23 protein-coding genes are annotated in these 22574 nt (G+C 74.9%); 13 read left to right on the top strand and 10 right to left on the bottom strand.

The features are described 5' to 3' along the window. Nucleotides 1-120: 120 nt before the first annotated feature. The 4 genes from MTO91_RS20775 (at nucleotide 121) to MTO91_RS20760 (ending at nucleotide 2112) form a co-directional block, all read left to right on the top strand. Nucleotides 121-441, top strand: a complete 321-nt coding sequence (locus tag MTO91_RS20775; protein ID WP_476652407.1) for a hypothetical protein — start codon at nucleotides 121-123, stop codon at nucleotides 439-441. Further along, the gene (locus tag MTO91_RS20770; RefSeq protein WP_208822589.1) at nucleotides 441-1100 is read left to right on the top strand and encodes an SDR family oxidoreductase; all 660 of its coding nucleotides are present in this window, start codon (nucleotides 441-443) and stop codon (nucleotides 1098-1100) included. The genes MTO91_RS20775 and MTO91_RS20770 overlap by 1 nt, the downstream gene beginning before the upstream one ends. A 153-nt stretch (nucleotides 1101-1253) precedes the next feature. After that, nucleotides 1254-1649: a VOC family protein gene (locus MTO91_RS20765; RefSeq protein WP_476652405.1), complete on the top strand. Its 396-nt coding sequence runs from the start codon at nucleotides 1254-1256 to the stop codon at nucleotides 1647-1649. 115 nt (nucleotides 1650-1764) lie between these two features. Beyond that, nucleotides 1765-2112, top strand: a complete 348-nt coding sequence (locus tag MTO91_RS20760) for a DUF6506 family protein (RefSeq protein ID WP_224401622.1) — start codon at nucleotides 1765-1767, stop codon at nucleotides 2110-2112. A gap of 206 nt (nucleotides 2113-2318) precedes the next feature. Here MTO91_RS20760 and MTO91_RS20755 read toward each other — a convergent pair whose 3' ends face one another. After that, on the bottom strand, nucleotides 2319-2789 hold the full coding sequence (locus MTO91_RS20755; protein ID WP_476652403.1) for an SRPBCC family protein: 471 nt from the start codon (nucleotides 2787-2789) through the stop codon (nucleotides 2319-2321). Nucleotides 2790-2854: 65 nt separating this feature from the next. On the opposite strand from MTO91_RS20755, the gene MTO91_RS20750 reads away from it, so the two are divergent. Then, a complete protein-coding gene (locus tag MTO91_RS20750) occupies nucleotides 2855-3361 on the top strand; it encodes a MarR family winged helix-turn-helix transcriptional regulator (protein ID WP_476652402.1) in 507 nt (168 codons plus the stop codon). Here the strand turns inward: MTO91_RS20750 and MTO91_RS20745 are convergent. The 4 genes from MTO91_RS20745 to MTO91_RS20730 are packed head-to-tail and all read right to left on the bottom strand — an operon-like array spanning nucleotide 3326 to nucleotide 6641. Next, nucleotides 3326-4177 carry a DMT family transporter gene (locus MTO91_RS20745; RefSeq protein ID WP_476654937.1) on the bottom strand — a complete coding sequence of 284 codons (852 nt, stop codon included), beginning with the start codon at nucleotides 4175-4177 and terminating at the stop codon, nucleotides 3326-3328. The two genes, MTO91_RS20750 and MTO91_RS20745, sit on opposite strands and share 36 nt — an antisense overlap. A 37-nt stretch (nucleotides 4178-4214) precedes the next feature. Further along, the gene (locus MTO91_RS20740) at nucleotides 4215-5846 is read right to left on the bottom strand and encodes a peptide chain release factor 3 (protein ID WP_476652400.1); all 1632 of its coding nucleotides are present in this window, start codon (nucleotides 5844-5846) and stop codon (nucleotides 4215-4217) included. A 9-nt stretch (nucleotides 5847-5855) separates the two neighbouring features. Then, nucleotides 5856-6254 (bottom strand): VOC family protein, encoded by a 399-nt coding sequence (locus MTO91_RS20735; RefSeq protein WP_208819663.1) that lies wholly within the window; start codon nucleotides 6252-6254, stop codon nucleotides 5856-5858. 3 nt (nucleotides 6255-6257) lie between these two features. Further along, nucleotides 6258-6641, bottom strand: a complete 384-nt coding sequence (locus MTO91_RS20730; RefSeq protein ID WP_226369678.1) for an ankyrin repeat domain-containing protein — start codon at nucleotides 6639-6641, stop codon at nucleotides 6258-6260. A 97-nt stretch (nucleotides 6642-6738) separates the two neighbouring features. Here MTO91_RS20730 and ligA point away from each other — a divergent pair, with 97 nt between their 5' ends. Both ligA and MTO91_RS20720 read left to right on the top strand, forming a co-directional pair. Beyond that, entirely contained in the window at nucleotides 6739-9174 is a 2436-nt protein-coding gene (ligA, locus tag MTO91_RS20725; protein ID WP_476654936.1) for an NAD-dependent DNA ligase LigA, read from the top strand. Nucleotides 9175-9410: 236 nt separating this feature from the next. Next, nucleotides 9411-10130, top strand: a complete 720-nt coding sequence (locus MTO91_RS20720; protein WP_062397181.1) for a 3-keto-5-aminohexanoate cleavage protein — start codon at nucleotides 9411-9413, stop codon at nucleotides 10128-10130. A 135-nt stretch (nucleotides 10131-10265) separates the two neighbouring features. On the opposite strand, the gene MTO91_RS20715 is transcribed toward MTO91_RS20720, so the two are convergent. Further along, nucleotides 10266-10922 (bottom strand): ACT domain-containing protein, encoded by a 657-nt coding sequence (locus MTO91_RS20715; protein ID WP_251783996.1) that lies wholly within the window; start codon nucleotides 10920-10922, stop codon nucleotides 10266-10268. Between the two features lie 338 nt (nucleotides 10923-11260). Here MTO91_RS20715 and gatC point away from each other — a divergent pair, with 338 nt between their 5' ends. From gatC to gatB, 3 genes are read left to right on the top strand one after another with little or no spacing between them, the layout of a single operon-like run. Next, nucleotides 11261-11587, top strand: a complete 327-nt coding sequence (gatC, locus tag MTO91_RS20710) for an Asp-tRNA(Asn)/Glu-tRNA(Gln) amidotransferase subunit GatC (RefSeq protein ID WP_020622204.1) — start codon at nucleotides 11261-11263, stop codon at nucleotides 11585-11587. Continuing rightward, complete coding sequence (gatA, locus tag MTO91_RS20705; protein ID WP_251783994.1) at nucleotides 11584-13092, top strand: Asp-tRNA(Asn)/Glu-tRNA(Gln) amidotransferase subunit GatA; 1509 nt, start codon at nucleotides 11584-11586, stop codon at nucleotides 13090-13092. Before gatC ends, gatA begins: the two co-directional genes overlap by 4 nt. Beyond that, complete coding sequence (gene gatB, locus MTO91_RS20700) at nucleotides 13089-14591, top strand: Asp-tRNA(Asn)/Glu-tRNA(Gln) amidotransferase subunit GatB (protein ID WP_062397175.1); 1503 nt, start codon at nucleotides 13089-13091, stop codon at nucleotides 14589-14591. The genes gatA and gatB overlap by 4 nt, the downstream gene beginning before the upstream one ends. Nucleotides 14592-14764: 173 nt before the next feature. Here the strand turns inward: gatB and MTO91_RS20695 are convergent, their stop codons facing one another. Both MTO91_RS20695 and MTO91_RS20690 read right to left on the bottom strand, forming a co-directional pair. After that, nucleotides 14765-16213: an MFS transporter gene (locus MTO91_RS20695; protein ID WP_476652398.1), complete on the bottom strand. Its 1449-nt coding sequence runs from the start codon at nucleotides 16211-16213 to the stop codon at nucleotides 14765-14767. Nucleotides 16214-16342: 129 nt separating this feature from the next. Further along, complete coding sequence (locus MTO91_RS20690; protein ID WP_476652397.1) at nucleotides 16343-17440, bottom strand: PQQ-dependent sugar dehydrogenase; 1098 nt, start codon at nucleotides 17438-17440, stop codon at nucleotides 16343-16345. Nucleotides 17441-17495: 55 nt separating this feature from the next. On the opposite strand from MTO91_RS20690, the gene MTO91_RS20685 reads away from it, so the two are divergent. From MTO91_RS20685 to MTO91_RS20675, 3 genes are read left to right on the top strand one after another with little or no spacing between them, the layout of a single operon-like run. Then, nucleotides 17496-18416 carry a 2-hydroxyacid dehydrogenase gene (locus tag MTO91_RS20685; RefSeq protein WP_405415512.1) on the top strand — a complete coding sequence of 307 codons (921 nt, stop codon included), beginning with the start codon at nucleotides 17496-17498 and terminating at the stop codon, nucleotides 18414-18416. Between the two features lie 25 nt (nucleotides 18417-18441). Further along, nucleotides 18442-19044: a DoxX family membrane protein gene (locus MTO91_RS20680; RefSeq protein ID WP_251783973.1), complete on the top strand. Its 603-nt coding sequence runs from the start codon at nucleotides 18442-18444 to the stop codon at nucleotides 19042-19044. After that, entirely contained in the window at nucleotides 19041-19943 is a 903-nt protein-coding gene (locus MTO91_RS20675) for a phosphotransferase (RefSeq protein ID WP_476652395.1), read from the top strand. Before MTO91_RS20680 ends, MTO91_RS20675 begins: the two co-directional genes overlap by 4 nt. A 31-nt stretch (nucleotides 19944-19974) precedes the next feature. Here MTO91_RS20675 and MTO91_RS20670 read toward each other — a convergent pair whose 3' ends face one another. Continuing rightward, on the bottom strand, nucleotides 19975-21357 hold the full coding sequence (locus MTO91_RS20670) for an NAD-dependent succinate-semialdehyde dehydrogenase (protein WP_476652394.1): 1383 nt from the start codon (nucleotides 21355-21357) through the stop codon (nucleotides 19975-19977). Nucleotides 21358-21523: 166 nt separating this feature from the next. Further along, nucleotides 21524-22522, bottom strand: a complete 999-nt coding sequence (locus MTO91_RS20665) for an aldo/keto reductase (RefSeq protein WP_476652393.1) — start codon at nucleotides 22520-22522, stop codon at nucleotides 21524-21526. Between the last annotated feature and the right edge of the window lie 52 nt (nucleotides 22523-22574).

Below are 22574 nucleotides of genomic sequence, written 5' to 3'. Positions count from 1 at the left end.
GATGCGCGAGCACGGCGCCGAGCTCGCCCTCGCGCTATCGTCGGTGGCCGGCGACGACGTGACGGGCCGCCCGTGCCGGTGCCGGGGGATGGGCGACCTGATCACGGGGTAACCGGTGGTGTGCCACCGATTCCCTGCACCGACGCCGTCGCACGGCGGCAGCCCGACGTGCCCGGGCCGGGCGCCTCCGGCGCGTCCGCGACCACTGTCACCGTCGCGACGCCGACGTTCCTGCCGCAGCACGCCCATGCGCCGTCGCGCCGGGTACCCGCCGACGACCCGATCGCGTTCCGGCCGTGGCACGGGTTCGCCGCGCACCGCCCGACGGGACCGGTGGACCGGCTCCGCCGCCGCGCCTGCGACGAGCTCGGCGCGCGGTGCGGCGGTGCGGACCCGGTCGCGGTGACCGGGATGCGGTCCGCCTCGGAACTGCCCGACTGATGGCCGCCGTGTTCGTCGTCGGCGCGGGGCCGGGCATCGGCCGCTCCGTCGCCCGCCGCTTCGCCGGCTCCGGGCACCCGGTCGGGGTGCTCGCCCGCTCGTCGTCCACCGTCGACGGTCTGCTCGCCGACCTGCCCGACGGGGCGGCCGGCGCCACCGCCGACGTCGCCGACGAGGCCGCGCTGCGCGCCGCCCTCGGCGGCCTGGTCGAGCGGCTCGGGGTGCCCGAGGTCGTCGTCTACAACGCCGGGGTGATCCGCACCGACACCGTCACCGGGCTCGATGCGGCCACGCTGCTCGACACCTGGGCGGTCAACGTCGGCGGCGCGGTCACCACCGCCGCGGCGCTGCTGCCGGCGATGGCCGACGGGGACGGCGGCAGCTACCTGATGACGGCCGGCATGCCGCACCCGCTCCCGCAGCTGACGAGCCTGTCGCTGGGCAAGGCCGGGCTGCGCGCGCTGGCCGAGCTGCTCGACGCCGAGTTCGGGCCGCGGGGGGTGCGGTCGGCGACCGTGACCGTGTGCGGGCCGGTCGCGCCGGGAACCGCCTACGACCCGGACGACATCGCCGAGCACTACGCCCGGCTGCACCGGCTGCCCGCCGGGGCGTGGCCGGTGGACGTGCGCCACGGCGACCCGGCCGACGCTGCGGGCTGACCCCCTCCCCGCCCTGTGGCGTCCGGCTCTGTCGTACCCGCCCGCCGTACCCCGCCGCGTCGGGTGGCGCAGAACGGTCGTGCACGATTGATCATCGGGTGGAACGGGAACCCAGGACATGCACGTCCCGCCATGCGATCCGGAGGTCGTCCCGTGCCCGAGTTCCCCGCCATCCACCACCTCGCCCTCTCGGTCACCGACCTGGAGGTCAGCGAGCCCTGGTACTCGAAGCTGATCGGCTCGGAGCCGGCGATGACGTTGTCCGACGGGCCGTTCCACCGCCGCGTGTTCGCGCTGCCCTCGGGCCAGTTGCTGGGCCTGACCCGGCACGACTCCGTCTACACCGGTGACGCGTTCGCCCCGGACCGGCCGGGCATGGACCACGTCGGGTTCGGCGTCGCGGACCGGGCGGAGATCGAGCAGTGGCGCGACCACCTGGATTCGGTCGGGATCGCCCACGACGGGATCGTCGAGGCCGACTACGGCCTGGCCCTGTCGTTCAAGGACCCCGACGGCAACGCGCTGGAGTTCTTCCACCTCGCCTCGTAGCCCCGCTACGACGCCCGCCCGCCGGGCCCGTGGGTGAGCGCGGGGTCCTCGGCGGAGCCGGATGTGCCCGAACAGGGCTTGACCTCGAGCGGGGTTCAGCTCCGAGCATGGGCCCATGACCACCGAACCGGCCCGCTGGGCCTACCTGTTCGAGCACCCCGGCGCCGACCCCGACCGTGACCGCCTCGTGCTCGAGTCCGGTGGGCAGCGCTCGATGGTCGTCGCCGTCGCGTCGACCGCGGACGCGCCCGTCGTCGCCGCCGGCCTGGTCCGCGACGAGCGGGTCACCCTGGTCGAGCTGTGCGGCGGCTTCGGCAGCGGTGACGTCGCCGCCGTCGCTGCGGCCGTCGGGGACCGCGCCGCCGTCGGGCACGTCGTGTTCGGCGCCGACCAGATCCCGGCCGCCGCGGCCTACGCGAGCGCCGCGGCCGTCGCGGCGGCCGGTGCCGCGCCCGCGGGGTGAGGGTCCCGAGAGCCGGCCGGGCGGGCCGGCGCACCTGCGGCAGGTCGGCGTGTGCGGCGGCAGCAGCCCCACCGTCGGCGGGCAGCTCACCTGCTCGAACCGCGCGCTGCGGGCAGCACGACCACCGCGGGCCAGCTGACGACGGTCCGGCCGGCGCCGTAGCGGCGATGGGCCCCGATCGCGTGCTCGTGGCTCGCCAGGTGGCGTCACGACCGCTCGCAGGCGGGTCGGGTCGCGCGGCCGGTCTCGACGAGCGCACGGAGCCGGTCGAGGTCGCCGCACAGCCCGCGGGCGAGCAGCCACCGCAGCGGGCCGGGGACGAGCCGCAGCAGACCCGGCGGCCGGACGCGCAGCTCCAGCCGGACCCGGCACGAGCCGTCCGGCAGCGGCTCGACCTCGCGCGACCCGTCGGCGTCGACGCCGGACGTGGTCCGCCAGGCGAACCTGCGGCCGGGGGTCACGTCGGTGACCACGCCGTCGTTGCGGGTGGTCCGGCCTGCGGCCCGCAGCACCTCCCGGGTGGTCGAACCCGGCCCCACCGGGCCCGGTGGGGTGGGGACCATCGAGCGCACCCCCGCCCGCCACTGCCGGTCGCAGGCGTAGTCGGCGAGCACGGTCCAGGCGTCGGCCGCCGGTGCGGCGACGGTCGTGGCGGCGGAGACGGTGAGTGTCGTCATGCTCGAACAGTACGACGTCGAAATATTTGAGCACAATGTTTTCGACGTCGACCTACGATCGGGGTGTGCCCGAACGCGATGCCGTCGACGACCTCGTCGACCAGTGGCGACACGAGCGCCCCGACCTCTCCCCGGACGGCCTGGCGGCGATGGCGACCATCGCCCGGCTCGGCCGGTTCGCCGCACTCGTCGCACCCCGGGTCGAGCGGGTGTTCGCCGCGCACGGGCTGCGGACCGGGGAGTTCGACGTGCTCGCCGCGCTGCGCCGGGCCGGTGCGCCGTACGTGCTGACCCCCACCCGGCTCAGCCGCGCGCTCATGCTGTCCCCGGCCGCGACGACCCACCGGCTCGACCGGCTCGACGACGCGGGCTGGGTGGAGCGCAACCTCGACCCGGAGAACCGCCGCAGCATCCTGGTCCGTCTCACCGACCCCGGCCGCGAGCTCGTCGACCGGGCCGTCGCCGACCACGTCGACAACGAGCGGCGGATCCTCGGCCCGCTCGGCCCGGACGACCGCGCCCTCCTCGACGGGCTGCTACGACGCCTGCTCGCCGGTGTCGAGGACCCCTGACCGCTCGCCGGGTTCGACGCTCGCCCGCGCCAGCGCGACCGTCGCCACCACGAGCACGACCACCAGGACCGCGACGAGCAGGCACCCCGCCCCGCCGGTGGCCAGCCGCTCGTCGAGCACGGTCACCCCGACGACCGCCGCGACCACCGGTTCCCCGACGACCACCGCCGGCAGCGAGGCCCCGAGCGCGCCGGCCTGGAACGCGGTCTGCTGCAGCAGCGTGCCCCCGACGACGGCGACCGCGAGCGCCCAGCTCTCCCACGACGTCAGCAGTGCGACGAGCCCGTCGGACAGCGTGTCGACCACACCGAGGGTGAGTGCGGCGACGACGCCGTAGGCGATCCCGGTCGCCGCGGCGAGCAGCAGCGCCCGGGCGGTGCCGGTCGCACTCCGGGCCGCGACGAGGCACGCGGCGAACAGCACGAGCAGCACCGACCCGGTCGGCGCCCAGGCCGCGAGGCCCGCCCGGTCGACCCCGGCGGTCGGCTCGCCGACGGTCACGAACAGCACCAGCGCCACCACCAGGACCGCGGCCCAGACCAGCTCGCGGCGCGACGGGCGCCGCCCGGCCCACCACGCGGCCAGCGGCAGCGCGAACACCAGCTGGGTCACGATGAGCGGCTGCACCAGCAGCAGCGACCCGAACCCGAGCGCGACGGCCTGCATCGCGAACGCGGCGGTGTCGCCGAGCGACCCGGCCAGCCAGCGCGGGTCGCGGACCAGCCGGGCGAGCATCGCCGTGCCGCGGTCGTGCGGGTCCGCCGCCGCCGAGGTCTGCTGGGCGACGGCGGCGAGCGCGAAGAGCAGCGCCGACAGCAGCGCGGCGCCGACCGCGGCGATGGTGCTCAGCGGATCAGGAGATCGACGATCCGGCGGGCATGGCCTCGAACCGCATGTCCGGGAACTTGCGCTGGATGATGTCCATCCGCCACTTGTTGGTGAACAGCGCGAGGTGCTCGCCGTCGGCGTCGCGGCGCAGGACCTCGCACTCGGACTGCCCGGCCAGCTTCTCGACCGCCTCGGCGTCGACCAGGCGCGCGATCTGGTACGGCAGCCGGTCCAGGGTGACCGGGGCGTTGAACTCGGTCTCCAGCCGTGTGGTGACGACGTCGAACTGCAGCGGCCCGACCGCGGCGAGCACCGGCGCCTGGTCGCCGCGCAGGTCCGAGCGCAGGATCTGGATGACCGCCTCGTTGCCGAGCTGCTCGATACCCTTGCGGAACTGCTTGTACTTGCCCGCGTCCTTCGCGCGGATCACCGCGAAGTGCTCGGGGGCGAACGCCGGGATCGACGGGAACTCGACCGGGTCGGCGGCGTAGAGGGTGTCGCCGGGGCGCAGCGCGGAGGCGTTGACCAGGCCGACGATGTCGCCGGGGAACGCCTCCTCGACGGTCTTGCGCTCGGCGCCGAACACCGACTGGGCGTACTTGGTGGCGAACGGCTTGCCGGTCGCGGCGTGGGTGAGCACCATGCCGCGCTCGAACCGGCCCGAGCAGATCCGCAGGAACGCCATCCGGTCGCGGTGCGCCTTGTCCATGCCGGCCTGGACCTTGAAGATCAGTCCGGAGGTGGGCGCCTCGAGCGGGCGGTCGTCGCCCTTCACGTCCGGGCGGGGGGCGGGCGGCGGGGCCAGGTCGACCAGGGAGTCGAGCAGCCGGGCGACGCCGATGTTCGACAGCGCCGACCCGAACAGCACCGGGGTCGCCTTGCCGGAGCGGAAGCCCTCCTCGTCGAACCCGGCGCCGATCTCGTCGAGCAGGCCCAGCTCGTCCTGCGCGTTCTGCCAGTACTCCGGCTCCTGCGCGGCGATGGTCTCGGCGTCGACGACCTGCGCGGTGGCCTTGGTGGCGCCGCCGGCGGCCCGGGTGAACGCGGTGTACTCGCCGGTGGTGCGCTCGATGAGGCCCTTGAACTGTCCGGCGATGCCCAGCGGCCAGGTCAGCGGCATCGGGCGCAGGCCGATGGTCTGCTCGACCTCGTCGAGCAGCTCCAGGGCCTCGCGGCCGGGCCGGTCCCACTTGTTGACGAAGGTGACGATCGGGACGCCGCGCGAGCGGCAGACGTCGAAGAGCTTGAGGGTCTGCGGCTCGAGGCCCTTCGCGGCGTCGAGCAGCATCACCGCGGCGTCGACGGCGGCGAGCACCCGGTAGGTGTCCTCGGAGAAGTCGCCGTGGCCGGGGGTGTCGAGCAGGTTGATCACGCAGTCGCGGTAGGCGAACTGCAGCACCGCCGAGGACACCGAGATGCCGCGGGCGCGCTCCATCTCCATCCAGTCCGAGGTGACGCCCTTCCGGCCGGACTTGCCGTGCACCGCACCGGCGGAGTCGATGACCTCGGCGTGCAGCGCCAGCGCCTCGGTCAGGGTCGACTTGCCCGCGTCGGGGTGGGAGATCACCGCGAACGTGCGCCGGCGGGCGGTCTCGCCGACGACGCGTGCGTCGGTGGCGGATCCGGGCTGCCGGGCTTCGCTCTCGGTGGTGCTCACACCCGCATTCTAGGCGCCGCCACCGACAGCCCCCGACGACGGCGCCCGGCTCAGGTCGACCACGCAGAACACGTTGCCGTCGGGGTCGGCCAGGACGACGAAGTCGGGCTCGGCGGGGTAGCCGTCCCAGTCGGGCAGGGTCGCCCCCAGCGATCCGAGCCGCGCGACCTCGGCCTCCTGCTCGTCGGTGGTGTCGACCAGGAGGTCCAGGTGCAGGCGGGGCCTGGGCTCGGGTGGGGAGGCACTGCGCATCAGGCCGAGTACCCGGTCGCCGCCGGGGCCGGTCAGGGTGCGCCAGGACGGGCTCGCCCACTCCTCGGAGACCTGCAGGTGCAGCGCGGCGGCCCAGAACGCGGCGGCCCGGTCGAGGTCGGCGACGCCGACGACCGGGAACCCCAGCCGCAGCACGGCTCAGGCCCCCGCTTCCAGCAGCGCCCGCATGTCGGGCAGGTCGAAGTGCTCGACGGTCGCCCACGCCGACGGGCTGCCGTGGTGCGGGTCGGCCCCCGCGGCGAGCAGCGCGGTCACCGACGGCGCCGACCGGGCGAACAGCGCGGCGGCGAGCGCGGTCTGGCCGCGGTCGTTGGTGTGGTCCGGCGCCGCGCCGCGGGCCAGCAGGTCGGCGACGACGGCGTCGTGGCCGTAGTAGGCGGCGAGGATCAGCAGGGTGTCGCCCTTGGGGTCGGTCAGGCCGACCGGGACGCCCGCGTCGAGGTAGGCGGCCAGCTGCTCCGCCGCACCCTCACGGGCCAGGTCGAACATCCGGTGCGCGAGTTCCACGGCGGCCTGGTCCACCCCGCCACGGTAGGGGTGCCGCGGCCACCCCGCCGGGCGGCGGCCGCGGTACCGGACCCGGCCCGCCACCCGTCCGGGAACCCTCGGCGCCGGGTGGCTGTCGGGGGTCGCCGCTAACCTGCGCGTCGTGAGCTCCCAGTCCGACGCCCCGCAGGCCCGCGAGCGCCACGCGCAGCTGGCGGCCGAGGTGGCCGACCACCAGTTCCGGTACTACGTGCTGGACGCGCCGGTCGTCTCCGACGGCCAGTTCGACGAGCTGTGGCACGAGCTGCTCGCGCTGGAGGAGGCGCACCCCGAGCTGGTCACGCCGGACTCGCCGAGCCAGCGCGTCGGCGGCACGTTCTCCACCGACTTCACCGCCCACGACCATCTCGAGCGGATGCTGTCGCTGGACAACGCCTTCTCGCCCGAGGACCTGCGCACCTGGCAGGAGCGGGTGACGAAGGAGGTCGGCGAGGACCTGCACTACCTGTGCGAGCTCAAGATCGACGGACTGGCGGTGAACCTGCTCTACACCGACGGGCGGCTCACCCGCGCGCTGACCCGCGGTGACGGGCGCACCGGCGAGGACATCACGCTCAACATGCGCACCCTCGCCGAGGTGCCCGAGCAGCTCACCGGTACCGACGAGTTCCCGGTGCCGGGGCTCGTCGAGGTCCGGGGCGAGGTCTACTTCCGGCTGGAGGACTTCGAGCGGCTCAACGCCTCGCTGGTCGAGGCGGGCAAGGAACCGTTCGCGAACCCCCGCAACACCGCGGCCGGCTCACTGCGGCAGAAGGACCCGCGGGTCACCGGCTCGCGCAACCTGCGGCTGATCTGCCACGGCCTGGGCAAGCGGGAGGGGTTCACCCCCGACACCCAGTCCCACGCCTACGACGCGCTGGTCGCCTGGGGCCTGCCGATCTCCCCGCGCACGACCGTGCTGCAGGGCATCGAGAAGGTGATCGAGTACGTCGAGCACTGGGGCGAGCACCGGCACGACGTCGAGCACGAGATCGACGGCGTCGTCGTGAAGGTCGACGAGGTGGCGCTGCAGCGCAGACTCGGTGCGACCTCCCGGTTCCCGCGCTGGGCGATCGCCTACAAGTACCCGCCGGAGCAGGCCACCACGCGGCTGCTCGACATCCGGGTCAACGTCGGGCGCACCGGCCGGGTCACCCCGTTCGCGGTGATGGAGCCGGTGAAGGTCGCCGGGTCCACGGTCGAGATGGCGACCCTGCACAACGCCGACGAGGTGCGCCGCAAGGGTGTGCTGATCGGCGACCGGGTGGTCATCCGCAAGGCGGGCGACGTGATCCCCGAGGTGCTGGGTCCGGTCACCGACGTGCGCGACGGTTCCGAGCGCGAGTTCGTGATGCCGACGCACTGTCCCGAGTGCGGCACCGCGCTCGTGCAGCAGAAGGCGGGCGACGTCGACCGGCGCTGTCCGAACGCCCGCTCCTGCCCGGCTCAGCTGCGGGAGCGGTTGTTCCACGTCGCGGGCCGCGGCGCGTTCGACATCGAGGGGCTCGGCTACGAGGCCGCGGTGGCGCTCCTGACCTCGGGCGTGCTGACCGACGAGGGTGACGTGTTCGCCCTGACCGAGGACGACCTGCTGCGGACCGAGCTGTTCCGCAACCAGAAGGGCGAGCTGACGGTCAACGGCCGCAAGCTGCTCACGAACCTGGAGGCGGCGAAGGACCGGCCGCTGTGGCGGGTGCTGGTGGGACTGTCGATCCGCCACGTCGGGCCGACCGCCGCACAGGCGCTGGGCCGCGAGTTCGGGTCGATGGAGGCCCTGGAACGCGCCGCGGCGCAGGCGAGGGCGGACACCGAGGCGGCCGGGGTCGCGATCGTCTCCGACGGGACGGCGGGGGAGGACGACGCCGCGGCCGAGGCCGCGGCGCCGACGGTCGAGGGCGCCGCCGCCGAGGCGGCCGGCGACGTCGAGACCGCGGAGGCGGAGGCTGCGACCGCCGCCGGGGCGGCGGACTCCCCACAGGCCGTGGACGGCGCCACGGGTGTGGACGGCGCGGAGAACGCCGACGAGAACGCCGACGAGAACGCCGCGGCCGCCGAGGCCGCGAAGCAGGAGCGGGCGGCCGCGCGCGCCCGGGCGAAGGCGGTGGCCGAGGCACTCGCCCCGATCGCCGGGGTCGACGGCGTGGGCCCGACCATCGCGGCGGCGGTGCGGGACTGGTTCTCCGTCGACTGGCACCGCGAGGTCGTGCAGAAGTGGCGGGCGGCGGGCGTCGCGATGGAGGACGAGGTCGACGACTCGGTGCCCCGCTTCCTGGAGGGCCTCTCGATCGTGATCACCGGCTCGATGGAGAACTGGTCCCGCGACGAGGCCAAGGAGGCGATCATGGCCCGCGGCGGGCGCGCGGCCGGGTCGGTGTCGAAGAAGACGGCGTTCGTCGTCGCGGGGGAGGCGCCCGGCTCGAAGTACGACAAGGCCGTCGAGCTCGGGGTGCCGGTGCTGGACGAGGCCGGGTTCTCGGTCCTGCTCGACCGCGGTCCCGATGCGGCGCGCGAGCAGGCCGCCGACGCCTGACCGCAGGGCCGCCGCCGTCCGGTCCACGCCGTCCGGCGACACGACGTGCGCCACGCCGACGGTGAGCGACCGTTGACCGGGCGTGTTCGTCGTCCGGCGCGGCCCGGTGGCCGGACGTCGACGTCCCCCGGGCGCGCCCGCGCCCGGCCGCGGGCGCGGGTCGATCACCGCCTACTCTCGGTTGCACGGCGGGGTCCTCCCGCGGGAGCACGACCACTCGGATCGGGGAACACACGGTGTTGCAGGCGGCGCTCAACGGCTCACGACCGGCGGACGCGCACCCGGCGCTGCCGACCCTGGCCCGCCACCTCGCCCGCGACGCCCGGGCCGTCGCCCGGCTCGGCGTCACCTCGGTGCACGTGCACCCGCGCGACGACAGCGGTGCCGAGTCGATCGAGCCCGCCGTGGTCGGCGACGTCGTCTCGCTGATCCGCCAGGAGGCCCCGGGCATCGAGATCGGGGTCCCGACCGGGCGCTGGATCCAGCCCGACCCGAAGGACCGTGTCGAGACCGTCCTGTCCTGGGGCCGGCTCGGCTCCGGCAAGCCCGACGTGTGCGGCGTCAACGTGCACGAGCTCGGCTGGACCGAGGTCTGCCACGCCGCGTGGTCGGTCGGCATCGCCGTCGAGCTCGGCGTCTGGACCAGCGGCGACGCCGTCACCCTCCGCCAGAACGGGCTGCCCCCGGGGACCCGGCGGGTGATCGCGGAGTCGACGGTGATCGACCCCGAGACCGCCGTCGCCGAGGGCATCCGGATCCTGCGCGCCCTTGGTCAGCCCCCCGTCCCCGTGCTGCTGCACGGCGAGGAGGAGGGCGCCTGGCCGGTGCTGGAGTACGCGACCCGGGTCAACATCGACACCCGGATCGGCTTCGAGGACGTCCTGGTCCGCCCCGACGGCTGGCTCGCGACCGGCAACGACGACCTCGTCCGCACCGCCCTGTCGATCCGGGTCTGACCCGCCGGGCCGTCGCCCCGGCCGCTCGTCCACTCCCGGCGCTGCCCCCAGGGGAACTCTCGTGGCTTAGAGCGCTACGAACGTTCCCCTGGGGGCAGCCCCGGGCCTGGGGGAGGGGGGCGGTGGCGCGGCGGGTCAGGCCTTCAGGACCGTCGCGACGATCCCGGCCAGGTGCGCCAGCCGCGCCAGCTCCGACGGCCGGAACACCGGCCCACCCGGCCGCCCGACCACCAGGGTCTTCGGTGGCGCCCCGGTCCCGAACGGCGCGGCGGCCAGCTCGGTGTCCATCGCCCGCCAGGGCTCGGGCACCCAGTGGCTCTCGTCGAGGGCGATCGCCCGGTCCAGCGGCAGCCAGGGCAGGTCCCCGGACCGGGTCTCGGGCGCCGCGGAGCTCTCCGCGATCCGGTAGGAGCGGCCGTGCTCGCTGACCGCGACGAGCGCCCACCCTGCGCGGAACAGCCTCGGCACCTCGGCGGCGAGCAGGTCGAGCCCGTGCGCGTGGTCGCCGGCGATCTCGTCGAGCAGCTCCAGCTCGCGGTGGGTGTCCAGCTGCCCGGTGTGCGGGCGCACCGACTCCACCGACACCCCGGGCACCGACTCGGCAGCGGTGATGAGCACGTCCGGCGGCCGGTTGGTCGGCAGCTCGACGGCGATGTCGTCGACCGCCTGGCCGTCGCCACGCTCCACGACGTCCACGCTCAGGATGTCCGCCCCGGCCCCGCCGAGTGCGGACGCGACGGCGCCGAGATTGCCGGGCTTGTCCGGGAGGACGACCCGGAGCAGGAACGACACGGAGTGGATCCTCTCCCTCGACAGCGGGCGCCTCGTCGGCACGCGCATGCACCCCACCGGAGCGGCGGGGAGCGGTTCCGGGCGGGAACGATGATCCTGCCACCCACGGGTCCCTCGGTCACCCGCCACCCGCAGCGGGGTGTGCGCGCCCGGTCACCGGGGGGCGATCGGCCGGTGGACCGGCGGGAATAGACTCGGCGGGTAGACCGGCGCGCGCGGGAGCGACCGGGTCGTGTCGGCAGCCGGACCGGCGGTCGCACCGTCGTCGCCGCTGCCACGGCACCGCCACGACCGTCCACCCGCCGTCGTCATCATCGGACACCATCTCGAGGAGGGGCATGACCGCCGATTCCGCGGAGCGGACGGGCGGGGTCATCACCCGGGACGAGGTCGCACACCTCGCCCGGCTGGCCCGCCTGGCCGTCACCGACTCCGAGCTGGACACCTTCGCGTCCCAGCTCGACGTCATCATCGGGTCGGTGGCCCGGGTCGGGGAGGTCGCCGCCGACGACATCCCGCCGACCTCGCACGCCGTCCCGCTGGAGAACGTCTTCCGCCCGGACGAGCGCCGCCCCGGCCTGAGCCAGGAGCAGGCGCTCGCCGGCGCCCCGGCCGCCGAGGACGGGCGCTTCCGCGTCCCGCGGATCCTGGGGGAGGAGCAGTGAGCGACCTGATCCGGCTGACCGCCGCCGAGCTCGCCGAGAAGATCCACTCCCGTGAGGTCTCCGCCGTGGAGGCCGCGCAGGCCCACCTCGACCGGATCGCCGCCGTCGACGGTGAGGTGCACGCGTTCCTGCACGTCGGAGCCGAGTCCGCGCTGGCCGGCGCCGCGCTGGTCGACGAGCGGATCGCCGCGGGCGAGGCGCCGGAGTCCCCGCTGGCCGGGGTGCCGCTGGCGCTCAAGGACGTGTTCACCACCTCCGACATGCCCACCACCTGCGGCTCGCGGATCCTCGAGGGCTGGCAGCCGCCCTACGACGCGACGGTCACCGCGCGCCTGCGCGCCGCCGGGATCACGATCCTGGGCAAGACCAACATGGACGAGTTCGCGATGGGCTCGTCCACCGAGCACTCCGCGTACGGCGTCACCCGCAACCCGTGGGACACCTCCCGGGTGCCGGGCGGCTCCGGCGGCGGCTCGGCGGCGGCGCTGGCCGCGTTCGAGGCGCCGCTGGCGATCGGCACCGACACCGGTGGCTCGATCCGCCAGCCCGCCGCGTTCACCGGCACCGTCGGCGTCAAGCCCACCTACGGCCAGGTCTCCCGCTATGGGCTGGTCGCCTGCGCGTCGTCGCTGGACCAGGGCGGGCCGTGCGCGCGCACCGTGCTGGACGCGGCGCTGCTGCACGAGGTCATCGGCGGCCACGACCCGCGCGACTCGACCTCGATCGACCGGCCGGTCCCGGCCGTCGTCGAGGCGGCGCGCCAGGGCGCGACCGGGGACCTGTCCGGGCTGAAGGTCGGCGTCGTGCGTGAGCTGGGGGGCGAGGGCTACCAGCCCGGCGTCCGGTCGGCGTTCGACGCGTCGCTGCGCAGCCTGGAGAAGCTGGGCGCCGAGATCGTCGAGGTCGGGTGCCCGCACTTCGAGTACGGCATGGCCGCGTACTACCTGATCCTGCCGAGCGAGGTGTCGTCGAACCTCGCCCGGTTCGACGCCATGCGCTACGGCCTGCGCGCGGCGCAGGGCCGCTCCGCGGAGGAGGTCATGGCCAACACCCGCGAGCAGGGCTTCGGGCCCGAGGTCAAGCGGCGGATCATGCTCGGCACCTACGCGCTGTCCAGCGGCTACTACGACGCCTACTACGGGCAGGCGCAGAAGGTCCGCACGCTGATCAGCCGGGACTTCGACGCGGCGTTCGCCCAGGCCGACGTGCTCGTGTCGCCGACCGCGCCGACCGTGCCGTTCCCGATCGGGGACAAGGTCGACGACCCGCTGGCCATGTACCTGAACGACCTGGCCACCATCCCGACCAACCTGGCCGGGGTCGCCGGCATGTCGGTGCCCAACGGGATCTCCGAGGGGCTGCCGACCGGTCTGCAGATCATGGCGCCCGCGCTCGGCGAGGCCGTCATGTACCGCGTCGGGGCGGCGTTCGAGGCCGCCCGCGACGCCGACGAGGGCGGTCCGCTGATCGCCCGTGTCCCGGAGGTTGCTGGGGTGAGGGCATGACCACGTCCGTGGAGCTGGTCGACTTCGACGACGTCGTCGCCCGTTACGACCCGGTGCTGGGCATCGAGGTGCACGTCGAGCTGTCGACGAACACCAAGATGTTCTGCGGCTGCCCGACGGAGTTCGGCGCCGAGCCGAACACCCAGGTCTGCCCGGTCTGCCTGGGCCTGCCCGGCGCGCTGCCGGTGGTCAACCGGGCCGCGGTGGAGTCGGCGATCCGGATCGGCCTGGCGCTGAACTGCTCGATCGCGCCGTGGGGCCGGTTCGCCCGGAAGAACTACTTCTACCCGGACATGCCGAAGAACTTCCAGACCTCCCAGTACGACGAGCCGATCGCCGTCGACGGGTTCCTGGACCTGACCCTGGACGACGGCGAGGTCGTCCGGATCGGCATCGAGCGCGCGCACATGGAGGAGGACACCGGCAAGTCGCTGCACGTGGGCGGCTCCGACGGTCGCATCCACGGCGCGGACCACTCGCTGCTGGACTACAACCGGGCGGGCGTCCCGCTGATCGAGATCGTCACGAAGATGATCCCGGACACCGGGGCACGCGCCCCGGAGGTGGCCCGCGCCTACGTCACCGCGCTGCGCGACCTGATCCAGTCCCTGGGCGTCTCCGACGTCCGGATGGACCAGGGCTCGATGCGTGCCGACGTGAACCTGTCGCTCTCGCCGAAGGGCGGCGCGCTGGGCACCCGCACCGAGACGAAGAACGTCAACTCGCTGCGGTCGGTCGAGCGCGCGGTCCGGCACGAGATGGGCCGCCAGGCCGGCGTGCTGGACGCGGGCGGCGAGATCGTGCAGGAGACCCGGCACTTCGACGAGTCCACCGGCCACACCCGCGCCGGGCGGCGCAAGGAGACCTCGGAGGACTACCGGTACTTCCCGGAGCCCGACCTGGTCCCGATCGCGCCCTCGGCCGAGTGGGTCGAGGAGCTGCGCGGCACCCTGCCCGAGCTGCCGTGGGAGCGCCGCAAGCGCATCCAGACCGAGTGGGGGATCTCCGACGAGGAGATCCGCGACCTGGTCAACGGCGGGGCGCTGGAGCTGGTCGAGGCCACCGTGGCGGCGGGTGCGCCGTCGCAGGAGGCCCGCTCGTGGTGGGTGTCCTACCTCGCCCAGCAGGCCAACACCCGTTCCGTCGAGCTCGTCGACCTCGCGATCACGCCGGAGCAGGTCGCCCGGGTGGTCGAGCTGGTCGCCACGGGGGAGCTGACGAACAAGCTCGCCCGCCAGGTCGTCGACGGCGTGCTCGACGGTGAGGGCGGCCCGGACGAGGTCGTCGCGGCCCGCGGGCTGAAGGTCGTCTCCGACGAGGGCGCGCTGATCGCCGCCGTCGACGCGGCGCTGGCCGAGCAGCCCGACGTCGCGGAGAAGATCCGCGGCGGCAAGGTCCAGGCCGCCGGGGCGATCGTCGGTGCGGTCATGAAGGCGACGAAGGGCCAGGCCGACGCCAAGCGGGTCCGGGAGCTGATCGTCGAGCGGGTCGGGGCCTGACCCCTCCTGCGCCACACGCACGGGCCCCGGCCGGACACCGTCCGCCCGGGGCCCGTGCGTCGAGAACGCCACCCGCCGTCGGTTCCTCACCGCGGTCGGCACGGCGGGCCTGCTCGCCGCGTGCGGCTGCTCCGCGGCCACCGTCACGCTGCTCGGCCGGGCGGCCGGGCCGCTCAACCGGAGGCGCGGGTCGCCGTCGCGTCGGGGCCGGCGGCGCCCGGGTCCCCGCCCGGCGCCTCGGGCACGTCCCCGGCGAACTCCAGCGGCGCGGCGCCCGGCAGCGGCCTCCCGGCGGGCTCGACGAGGAACCACACGCTGACCAGCCCGACCAGCCCGGCGCCGATCAGGTAGTAGCCCGGCCAGTCCAGGTTCCCGGTGGCGGTCACCGCGGCCTCGATCACCGCGGGCGCCGTCCCGGCGAACAGCGACACCGCCAGGTTGAACGTCAGCCCGAGGCCGGCGTAGCGGACCAGGGTGGGGAACTGGGCGGGCAGCGTCGACGGGCAGACGCCCGCGAAGCAGACCAGGACCGCGGCCAGCAGTACCAGGCCGGTGGCCTGCCCGGCGAGCCCGAGCTGCAGCAGCCACACGATCGGCAGGCCGAGCACGACCAGCCCGATGCTCCCGGCCGCCAGCAGCGGGCGCCGTCCGATCCGGTCGCTCCAGCGCCCGACGACGACCACCGCGGCCAGCGCGAGCACGGTGACCCCGACCTGCAGCAGGGTCGCGACCTCCCGGCTGGTACCGGCCGCGCCGGAGCGGGGCAGGGTGCCGGTGAGGTAGGTCGGCACGTACGCGGTCAGCACGTAGTTGGTGACGTTCCAGGCGATCACCAGACCGGCGGTGACCAGCGCCGCGGAGCGGTAGCGCTTCACCAGGATCCCGAACGCGCGGCCGTGGGTCATCGTGGCCAGCGCGGGGGAGCGCTCCATGAGCTGGCGGAACGCCGGCGTGTCCTCCAGCCGCAGCCGCAGGTAGACGCCGGCGATGCCGAGCGGGAGCGCCAGCAGGAACGGGATCCGCCAGCCCCAGGCGAGCAGGTCGTCGTCGGGCATCAGGGTCACCAGCGCCGCGGTGACGCCGGCACCGAGGGAGTAGCCGACGATCGTGCCGAACTCCAGCCAGCTGCCGAAGAAGCCGCGCCGCCGGTCGGGGGCGTACTCGGCGACCAACGTGAGCGCGCCGGTGTACTCGCCGCCCGCGGAGAAGCCCTGCAGCATCCGGATGAGCACGACCAGGACCGGCGCCGCGACGCCGATCGTGCCGTGCGACGGGACGAGCCCGAGCAGTACCGTCGCGACGGTCATCAGCAGCACCGTGGCGGCCAGCACCCGCGGCCTGCCCACCCGGTCGCCGAGGTGGCCGAACACGAACCCGCCGAACGGGCGGGCGACGAACGCCGCCGCGAACGCGGCGAGGGTCAGCACCAGCGACCACCGGCCCGCGTCCGGGAAGAACACCCGGTTCAGCACCACCGCGGCCAGGTAGGAGTAGATCCCGAAGTCGTACCACTCGGCGACGTTGCCCACCGACGCCGCGGTGGCGGCCCGGCGGACGGTGGCCTCGTCCTCGACCGCGGTGTCGCGGATCCGGCGACGGCTCCTGCGCGGCTTCTCGATCATGTGGCCCCTTCGCCGTCCGGGCGCGTGCCGGGACGGCCCGGCACGCGGTGCGGCGCCGGTTCTAACAGTGATATATTAGACCGCGCAACAGTGGGCGACAGGTGGATGCAGGATCGGTACCGGGCGGCGTCAGATGGCGCTGGCGCCGCCGCCGGTCGGCGGCTGGATGCGTACGACCCGGTCGTCGGTGGCGCCGGGGGCGCCGCCGTCGCGGTTGACCGTCCCCAGCCACAGCAGGCCGTCCGGGGCGAGGGTGACCGGGCCGATCCGGCCGTAGGTGCCCTCCAGGACCGGCTTCGGGTCGCCGGTGAAGGTGCCCTCGGCGCCCGGGTTGAGCACGAACAGCGCTGTGCCGGTGCTCTGCGCGACGACGACCGCGCCCGGCAGCACCGTGCACCCGGCGACGCCCGGGCGGTCCGGCCAGGTCCAGGCGGGCGCGCCGAGCGTGCCCGGCGTGACGCGGTGCAGGACGTCGCGGCCCGGGGTGCGGTCGGTGACCCAGGTGGTCCGCGCCGCGGGGTCGACGCACACCCCGCCCGGCGCGGTGAGTCCGCGGGCCAGGACCGGCGAGGCACGGTCGGGGTTGCCCGGGGCCGGACGGCCCAGGGTGTCGATTCGCAGCACCGCCCCGGCGAGCGGTCCCGCCCCGGCGGGCGTGGCGACGAGCAGCGAGGAGCCGTCGGCGTCGACGGCCAGCGCCCCGCCCGGCGGCAACCCCTCCAGCACCGGCTTCGGCGCCTCACCGGATGCGATCCGCCAGACCCGTCCCTCGGAGAGGGCGTAGAGCAGGCGGTCCTCGGCGTAGCCGGGGGACAGGACCAGCCCGGTCAGCCCGCCGGCCGGGTCGACCGGCACGGTCGCGACCGGCTGCGGGGTGGCGTTGCGGCGGACCTCGAGGACCCGCCCGGTCCGCCGCTCGGCGACGAGTGCGCGGTCGCCCTGCGGGAGCACCGCCACCGCCCCGACCGGGCCCAGACATGACGCGACGACCTGCGGGTCCGGGTCGACGCACGGCTGCGGCGCCGGCGCGGACCCCTGCTGCTGCGGCGACGGCGCCCCGCTCGGCGGCGGTGTCCGCTCCTCCGGCGCCATCTGCGGCGGCCCGCCGAGCTCGCCCTCTCCCTCGGCCTGCGGGCGCCAGTCGCGGGAGCCCGCGTCGGGGAAGGTGGCGCAGCCGCCCAGCAGCACGACGAGCGTCGCGACGATCAGCAGCAGCCGGGCGGTCACGAGGAACCAGGCTAGGCCCCGCGAGGTGAGTGCCCGGTGAGTACGGTCGGGCGTCATGAGCAGCCCCGTGACCGTCCTGGTGCCGCACACCGTCGGCGCCGAGATCCTGTCCGGTGTGGACGGACTGGACCCGGTTGTCTACGACCCGGAGAAGCCGCTGCCCGACGAGGCCGCCCACGCCCGCGTGCTGGTCGCGCCGTTCCTGGCGGGCTCCGACGCCGTCGGGATCGTCGAGCAGGTCCCGAACCTGGAGCTGGTGCAACTGCTCACCGCGGGCGCCGAGACGTGGATCGGGCGGCTGCCGGAGGGCGTCGGCCTCTCCGACGGACGCGGCGCGCACGGCGGCGCCACCGCCGAGTGGGTGGTGTCGGTGCTGTTGGCCGTCTACCGGCACCTGGACCGCTTCGTGCGTGCCCAGGACCGCGGCGAGTGGGACTACCACCAGACCGAGGAGCTGGCCGGCAAGAAGATCCTCATCGTCGGCGCGGGCGATGTCGGGCAGAGGACCCGGGCCCGTCTGGAGCCCTTCGAGGTGGAGACCACGCTGGTCGGGCGCACCGCCCGCGACGACGTCCACGGCTGGGACGAGCTGCCCGCGCTGCTGCCGCACCACGACGCGACCGTGCTGATCGTGCCGCTCACCGACGAGACCCGCGGCATGGTCGACGCCGGCTTCCTGGCCGCCATGCCCGACGGATCGCTGCTCGTCAACGGCGCCCGCGGGCCGGTCGTGGACACCGACGCGCTGGTCGCGGAGCTGACCTCGGGACGGATCCGGGCCGCCGTCGACGTCACCGACCCCGAGCCGCTCCCCGCGGGCCACCCCCTGTGGTCGGCGCCCGGGCTGCTGCTCACCCCGCACGTCGGCGGCAGCGTGCCGCTGGCGATGCGTCGCGCCTACGGCGTCGCGGCCGAGCAGCTCGCGGCGTTCGCCGCCGGTGACGCGCCGCCGAACCTCGTGACCGGCGCCTACTAGGCGCGCGCCGGTACTGTCGCCGACCATGAGCGGGCCCACGCAGCAGTACGACTGGGGCAACATCTCCGGCGACGAACCGGCGGAGAGGACCCGCCCGGAGCGCATGCCGGTCCCCGCCCACCTCTCCTCCGACATCGGGCTGCTCGTGCTACGGCTGGTCGTCGGGGCGTCCTTCGCCGCGGCGGGCGCCCGCACGCTGTTCGGCGTCGCGGGCGGGATCGGCCTCGACGCCAGCGCGACCGCGCTCGCCGACGCCGGGTTCACGTCCTTCGCCGGCCCGCTGGCCTGGGTGCTCGCGGTCGGCCAGCTGGTCCTCGGCGTGCTGCTCGTGCTGGGGCTGCTGACGCCCTTCGCCGCGGCGGGCCTGCTCGCGACGAAGGGCGTCGCCGTGGTGGTGGCGCTGGTGCCGGCCCTGTCGGTGCCGCTGTTCGCCTCGGACGGCGTGAACTCCCTGGAGCTGGACCTGCTGCTCGGTGCCGGGGCCGCGGCGCTGGTGTTCGCCGGGGCCGGGCGGATCGCCCTCGACGCCGGGCGTACCTACCAGCGACGCCCGCTGCCGTGGTCGGTGCTGTCGCTGCTGGTCGCGGTCGCGGTGGCGCTGCTGGTCCTGTTCGTGCTGCGCCGGTGACCCCTGCCGACGACGCCTGGCTGCGCCCGCTCGCCCGTCGCCGCCGTCGCGACCTCGCGGTGCGGTCACGTACGCCGCTGACCGGCGGGTACGCCTCCGGCGGGGCCGAGCGGATCGACCTCGACGACGGCACCGCGGTCGTCCTGAAGCGGACCGGTGCGGTGGAGACGGCCGCGCTGCGTGCGGTCGCGGTGGTGAACGGACCCGTCCGGCTGCCCCGGATGCTCGGCTCCGGCGACGGCTGGGTGCTGCTCGACCACGAGCCCGGCGCGCTGCTGCGGGTCGGGGCCCCGGTACCCGACGACGTGTGGCGCACCCTCGCGCTGGTCCACGCGCACTGGCGGCGCAACCGGCCGCGCGGCGTCCCCGTCGTCGACGACGCCTGGTGGGCGCGGCTGTGCGGGCACGCCGCGGACCGGCTGAGGGCGGCCGGGCACGACACCGCGGCCGCGTCCGTCGTGGCCTGGGCCGGGGACGACCGCGCCCGCACCGCGCTGCGCGCCCTGCCCCGCACCCTGTGCCACGGCGACGCCCACCGCGGCAACGTCGTCGCCGGTCCGGCCGGTGCGGTGCTGCTGGACTGGGGCAACGCCCGCGTCGCGGTGGGGTCGCTCGACGTCGTGGTGCTGGCCGCGCCCCCGTCCGACGGCCCGGCCGACGCGCCGTCGGCGCCGGTGCCCGCGGTCTACCGGGACACCCTGTCCGGCGCGCTCGGCGCGCCGGACCCGCCCGCCATGGTCGCGGTGGAGACGGCGTGGGCGCGGGCGGCGGCGCACGTGCAGTACCTGCCGTTCGCCGCCGACCACCAGCACCCCGACCGCGTCGCCTCGATGGTCCGGGTCGCCGCCGCGGCCCTCGACGAGCTGGGCGACCTGCTCGTCACCGCCCGCCGCGGCTGATCCCGCCACGGGCGGTGGCCGGGCCCTCGGCTCAGCCCTTCGGCTCGGCCGTGCGACGCAGCCGGGTGTTGACGAACTCGCCCATGCCCCAGCGGCCCAGCTCGCGACCGAAGCCGGAGCGCTTCACCCCGCCGAAGGGCAGCCCGGGCAGCGTCGTGCCGTGCTCGTTGACGTAGGCCATGCCCACCTCGAGCCGGTCGGCGATCTCCTGCGCGCGCTCGATGTCACCGCTCCACACCGACCCGCTGAGCCCGTAGCTCACGTCGTTGGCCAGCGTGACCGCCTCGTCGACCGAGTCGACGCCGTACACCACGGCCACCGGCCCGAAGATCTCCTCGGAGTAGGCGTCCATGTCCTTCGTGACGCCGGTCAGCACGGCCGGTCGGAGGAACGCGCCGTCGCCGTCGGGCACCTCGCCGCCGGTGTGCAGGGTGGCGCCCTGCTCGACGGCGCGACGCACCTGCTCGGCGACGCCGTCGCGCGCCGCGACCGAGGACAGCGGGCCGAGCCGGGTGCCGGAGTCGGTCGGGTCGCCGTGCTCGGTGGCCTCGAACGTCGAGACCAGCACCGACACGAACTCCTCGACCTTGTCGGTCGGCACGATCATCCGCTTCGGGGAGTTGCAGGCCTGGCCGCCGTTCATCAGGCGGGCCCGGGCGGCGACCTTCGCGGTGCGGGCGACGTCGGCGTCGTCGAGGACGATGAACGCGTCCGACCCGCCCAGCTCCAGGACGGCCTTCTTCAGGTTGCGCCCCGCCGTCTCGGCGACCGACGCACCGGCCCGCTCGCTGCCGGTCAGCGAGATCCCCTGGATCCGCGGGTCGGCGATCATGTCGGCGATCTGCTCGTTGGTCGCGTAGACGTTGACGTAGACGTCGTCGGGCACGCCCGCGGTGTGGAAGATCTCGTCCATCACCTCGGCCGAGGCGGCACAGATCGGGGCGTGCTTGAGGACGATCGTGTTCCCGACGACCAGGTTCGGCGCAACGAACCGCGCCACCTGGTAGTACGGGAAGTTCCACGGCATGACCCCGACCAGCGGTCCGATCGGTTCGGTCTGCACCACCGACTCCTGCGCGCCCTGCGGGTCCAGGGTCTCCCGGGTCAGCAGGTCCGGGCCGTGCTCGGCGTACCAGCGGTAGATCGACGCGGCCAGTGCGACCTCGCCCGCGGCCTCCTTGACGGGCTTGCCCATCTCGGTCGCGATCAACGCGGCCAGCTCGTCGCTGCGGGCCTCGTAGGCCTCGGCCACCCGGACCAGGATCTGTGCCCGGTCGGCGGCCGGGGTCGCGCGCCACCCGGGGTAGGCGTCGGTGACGCGGCCCAGGACGTCGGAGACCGCCGCGTCGTCGAGCTCGGGGAACGTCCTCTCGGTCTTCCCGGTGGCGGGGTTCGTGGTCACGTAGGCGGTCATGGTGTCCTTCCGTCGCGGGGTGGCGCGGGTCGCGCTCCTGTCCGACGGATATCCGGCGCGGGGGGACCGGCAAACATCGGGTCCGCCTCGTCACTCCACGCCGGCCGCGGGGCACCGCCGCGCCGCGGCCACCGCCTCCGGCTGAGACGGCGGCCGGGAGCGCTGCTCAGCGGCCGACGTTGCGCTGCAGGTGCGCCGGGTAGCGCTCCCCGGCCACCGCGGACGCCGGTGCGGCCGCCTCGATCTCGGCCATCTCGTCCGCTGACAGCTCCAGCGCGGCGGCCTCGACGTTCTGCTCCAGGTAGGTCCGCCGCTTGGTCCCCGGGATCGGTACGACGTGCTCCCCGCGGCTCTGCACCCAGGCCAGCGCGAGCTGCCCGGCGGTGACCCCGCGGCGCTGCGCGATGGCGGTCAGCGCCTCGACGATGGCCAGGTTCGCGGCCATGTTCTCGTCGGAGAAGCGGGGCAGGCCGCGGCGCATGTCGCCCTCGCCGAGCTGCCCGGTCGAGGTGATCGCGCCGGTCAGGAAGCCGCGCCCGAGCGGGGAGAACGGCACGACGCCGACGCCCAGCTCGGCGCACGTCGGAGCGACCGACTCCTCGATGTCGCGTGTCCACAGCGACCACTCCGACTGCACCGCGGCGGGCGGGTGCACGGCGTGGGCGCGGCGGACGGTGTCCGCGCCGCACTCGGAGAGCCCGTAGTGGCGGATCTTCCCCTCCTCGATCAGCCCGGCGAGCGCGCCGACGGTCTCCTCGATCGGCGTGTCCGGGTCGACGCGGTGCTGGTAGTAGAGGTCGATGTGGTCGACGCCCAGGCGCTGCAGCGACTCCTCGGCGCACCGCCGCACGTAGGCCGGGTCGCCCTGCGCGCCCTGGTTGCCCTGCGCGTCGCGCACGATGCCGAACTTCGTCGCCAGGACCACGCGGTCGCGGCGGTCGGCGATCGCGGCGCCCACGAGCTCCTCGTTGGCGCCGTCGCCGTAGACGTTCGCGGTGTCGAGCAGGGTGACGCCCAGGTCGAGGGCGCGGTGGATGGTCGCGATCGACTCGGCACGGTCGGAGGTGTCGCCGTAGGCCTGGCTCATGCCCATGCAGCCCAGGCCCTGGGCGGAGACGGTGAGATCGCCGAGTCGACGGGTTCCGAGGCCGGTTCCGGTAGCCATGACAACCAACCTAGACGCGAACGGCCCCGGTCCGCAGGAGGGCGGACCGGGG

It is taken from the genome of Pseudonocardia sp. 2-7 (assembly GCF_056341085.1).
This window is presented reverse-complemented; position numbering and strand designations above follow the sequence as displayed.

Excerpts from the sequence above, each read along its gene's own strand:
- MTO91_RS20770 (WP_208822589.1), top strand. The coding sequence starts at position 441 with ATGGCCGCCGTGTTCGTCGTCGGCGCGGGGCCGGGCATCGGCCGCTCC.
- MTO91_RS20760 (WP_224401622.1), top strand. The coding sequence starts at position 1,765 with ATGACCACCGAACCGGCCCGCTGGGCCTACCTGTTCGAGCACCCCGGC.
- MTO91_RS20755 (WP_476652403.1), bottom strand. The coding sequence starts at position 2,789 with ATGACGACACTCACCGTCTCCGCCGCCACGACCGTCGCCGCACCGGCG.
- gatC (WP_020622204.1), top strand. The coding sequence starts at position 11,261 with ATGACCGCCGATTCCGCGGAGCGGACGGGCGGGGTCATCACCCGGGAC.
- gatB (WP_062397175.1), top strand. The coding sequence starts at position 13,089 with ATGACCACGTCCGTGGAGCTGGTCGACTTCGACGACGTCGTCGCCCGT.
- MTO91_RS20695 (WP_476652398.1), bottom strand. The coding sequence starts at position 16,213 with ATGATCGAGAAGCCGCGCAGGAGCCGTCGCCGGATCCGCGACACCGCG.
- MTO91_RS20685 (WP_405415512.1), top strand. The coding sequence starts at position 17,496 with ATGAGCAGCCCCGTGACCGTCCTGGTGCCGCACACCGTCGGCGCCGAG.
- MTO91_RS20680 (WP_251783973.1), top strand. The coding sequence starts at position 18,442 with ATGAGCGGGCCCACGCAGCAGTACGACTGGGGCAACATCTCCGGCGAC.
- MTO91_RS20670 (WP_476652394.1), bottom strand. The coding sequence starts at position 21,357 with ATGACCGCCTACGTGACCACGAACCCCGCCACCGGGAAGACCGAGAGG.
- MTO91_RS20665 (WP_476652393.1), bottom strand. The coding sequence starts at position 22,522 with ATGGCTACCGGAACCGGCCTCGGAACCCGTCGACTCGGCGATCTCACC.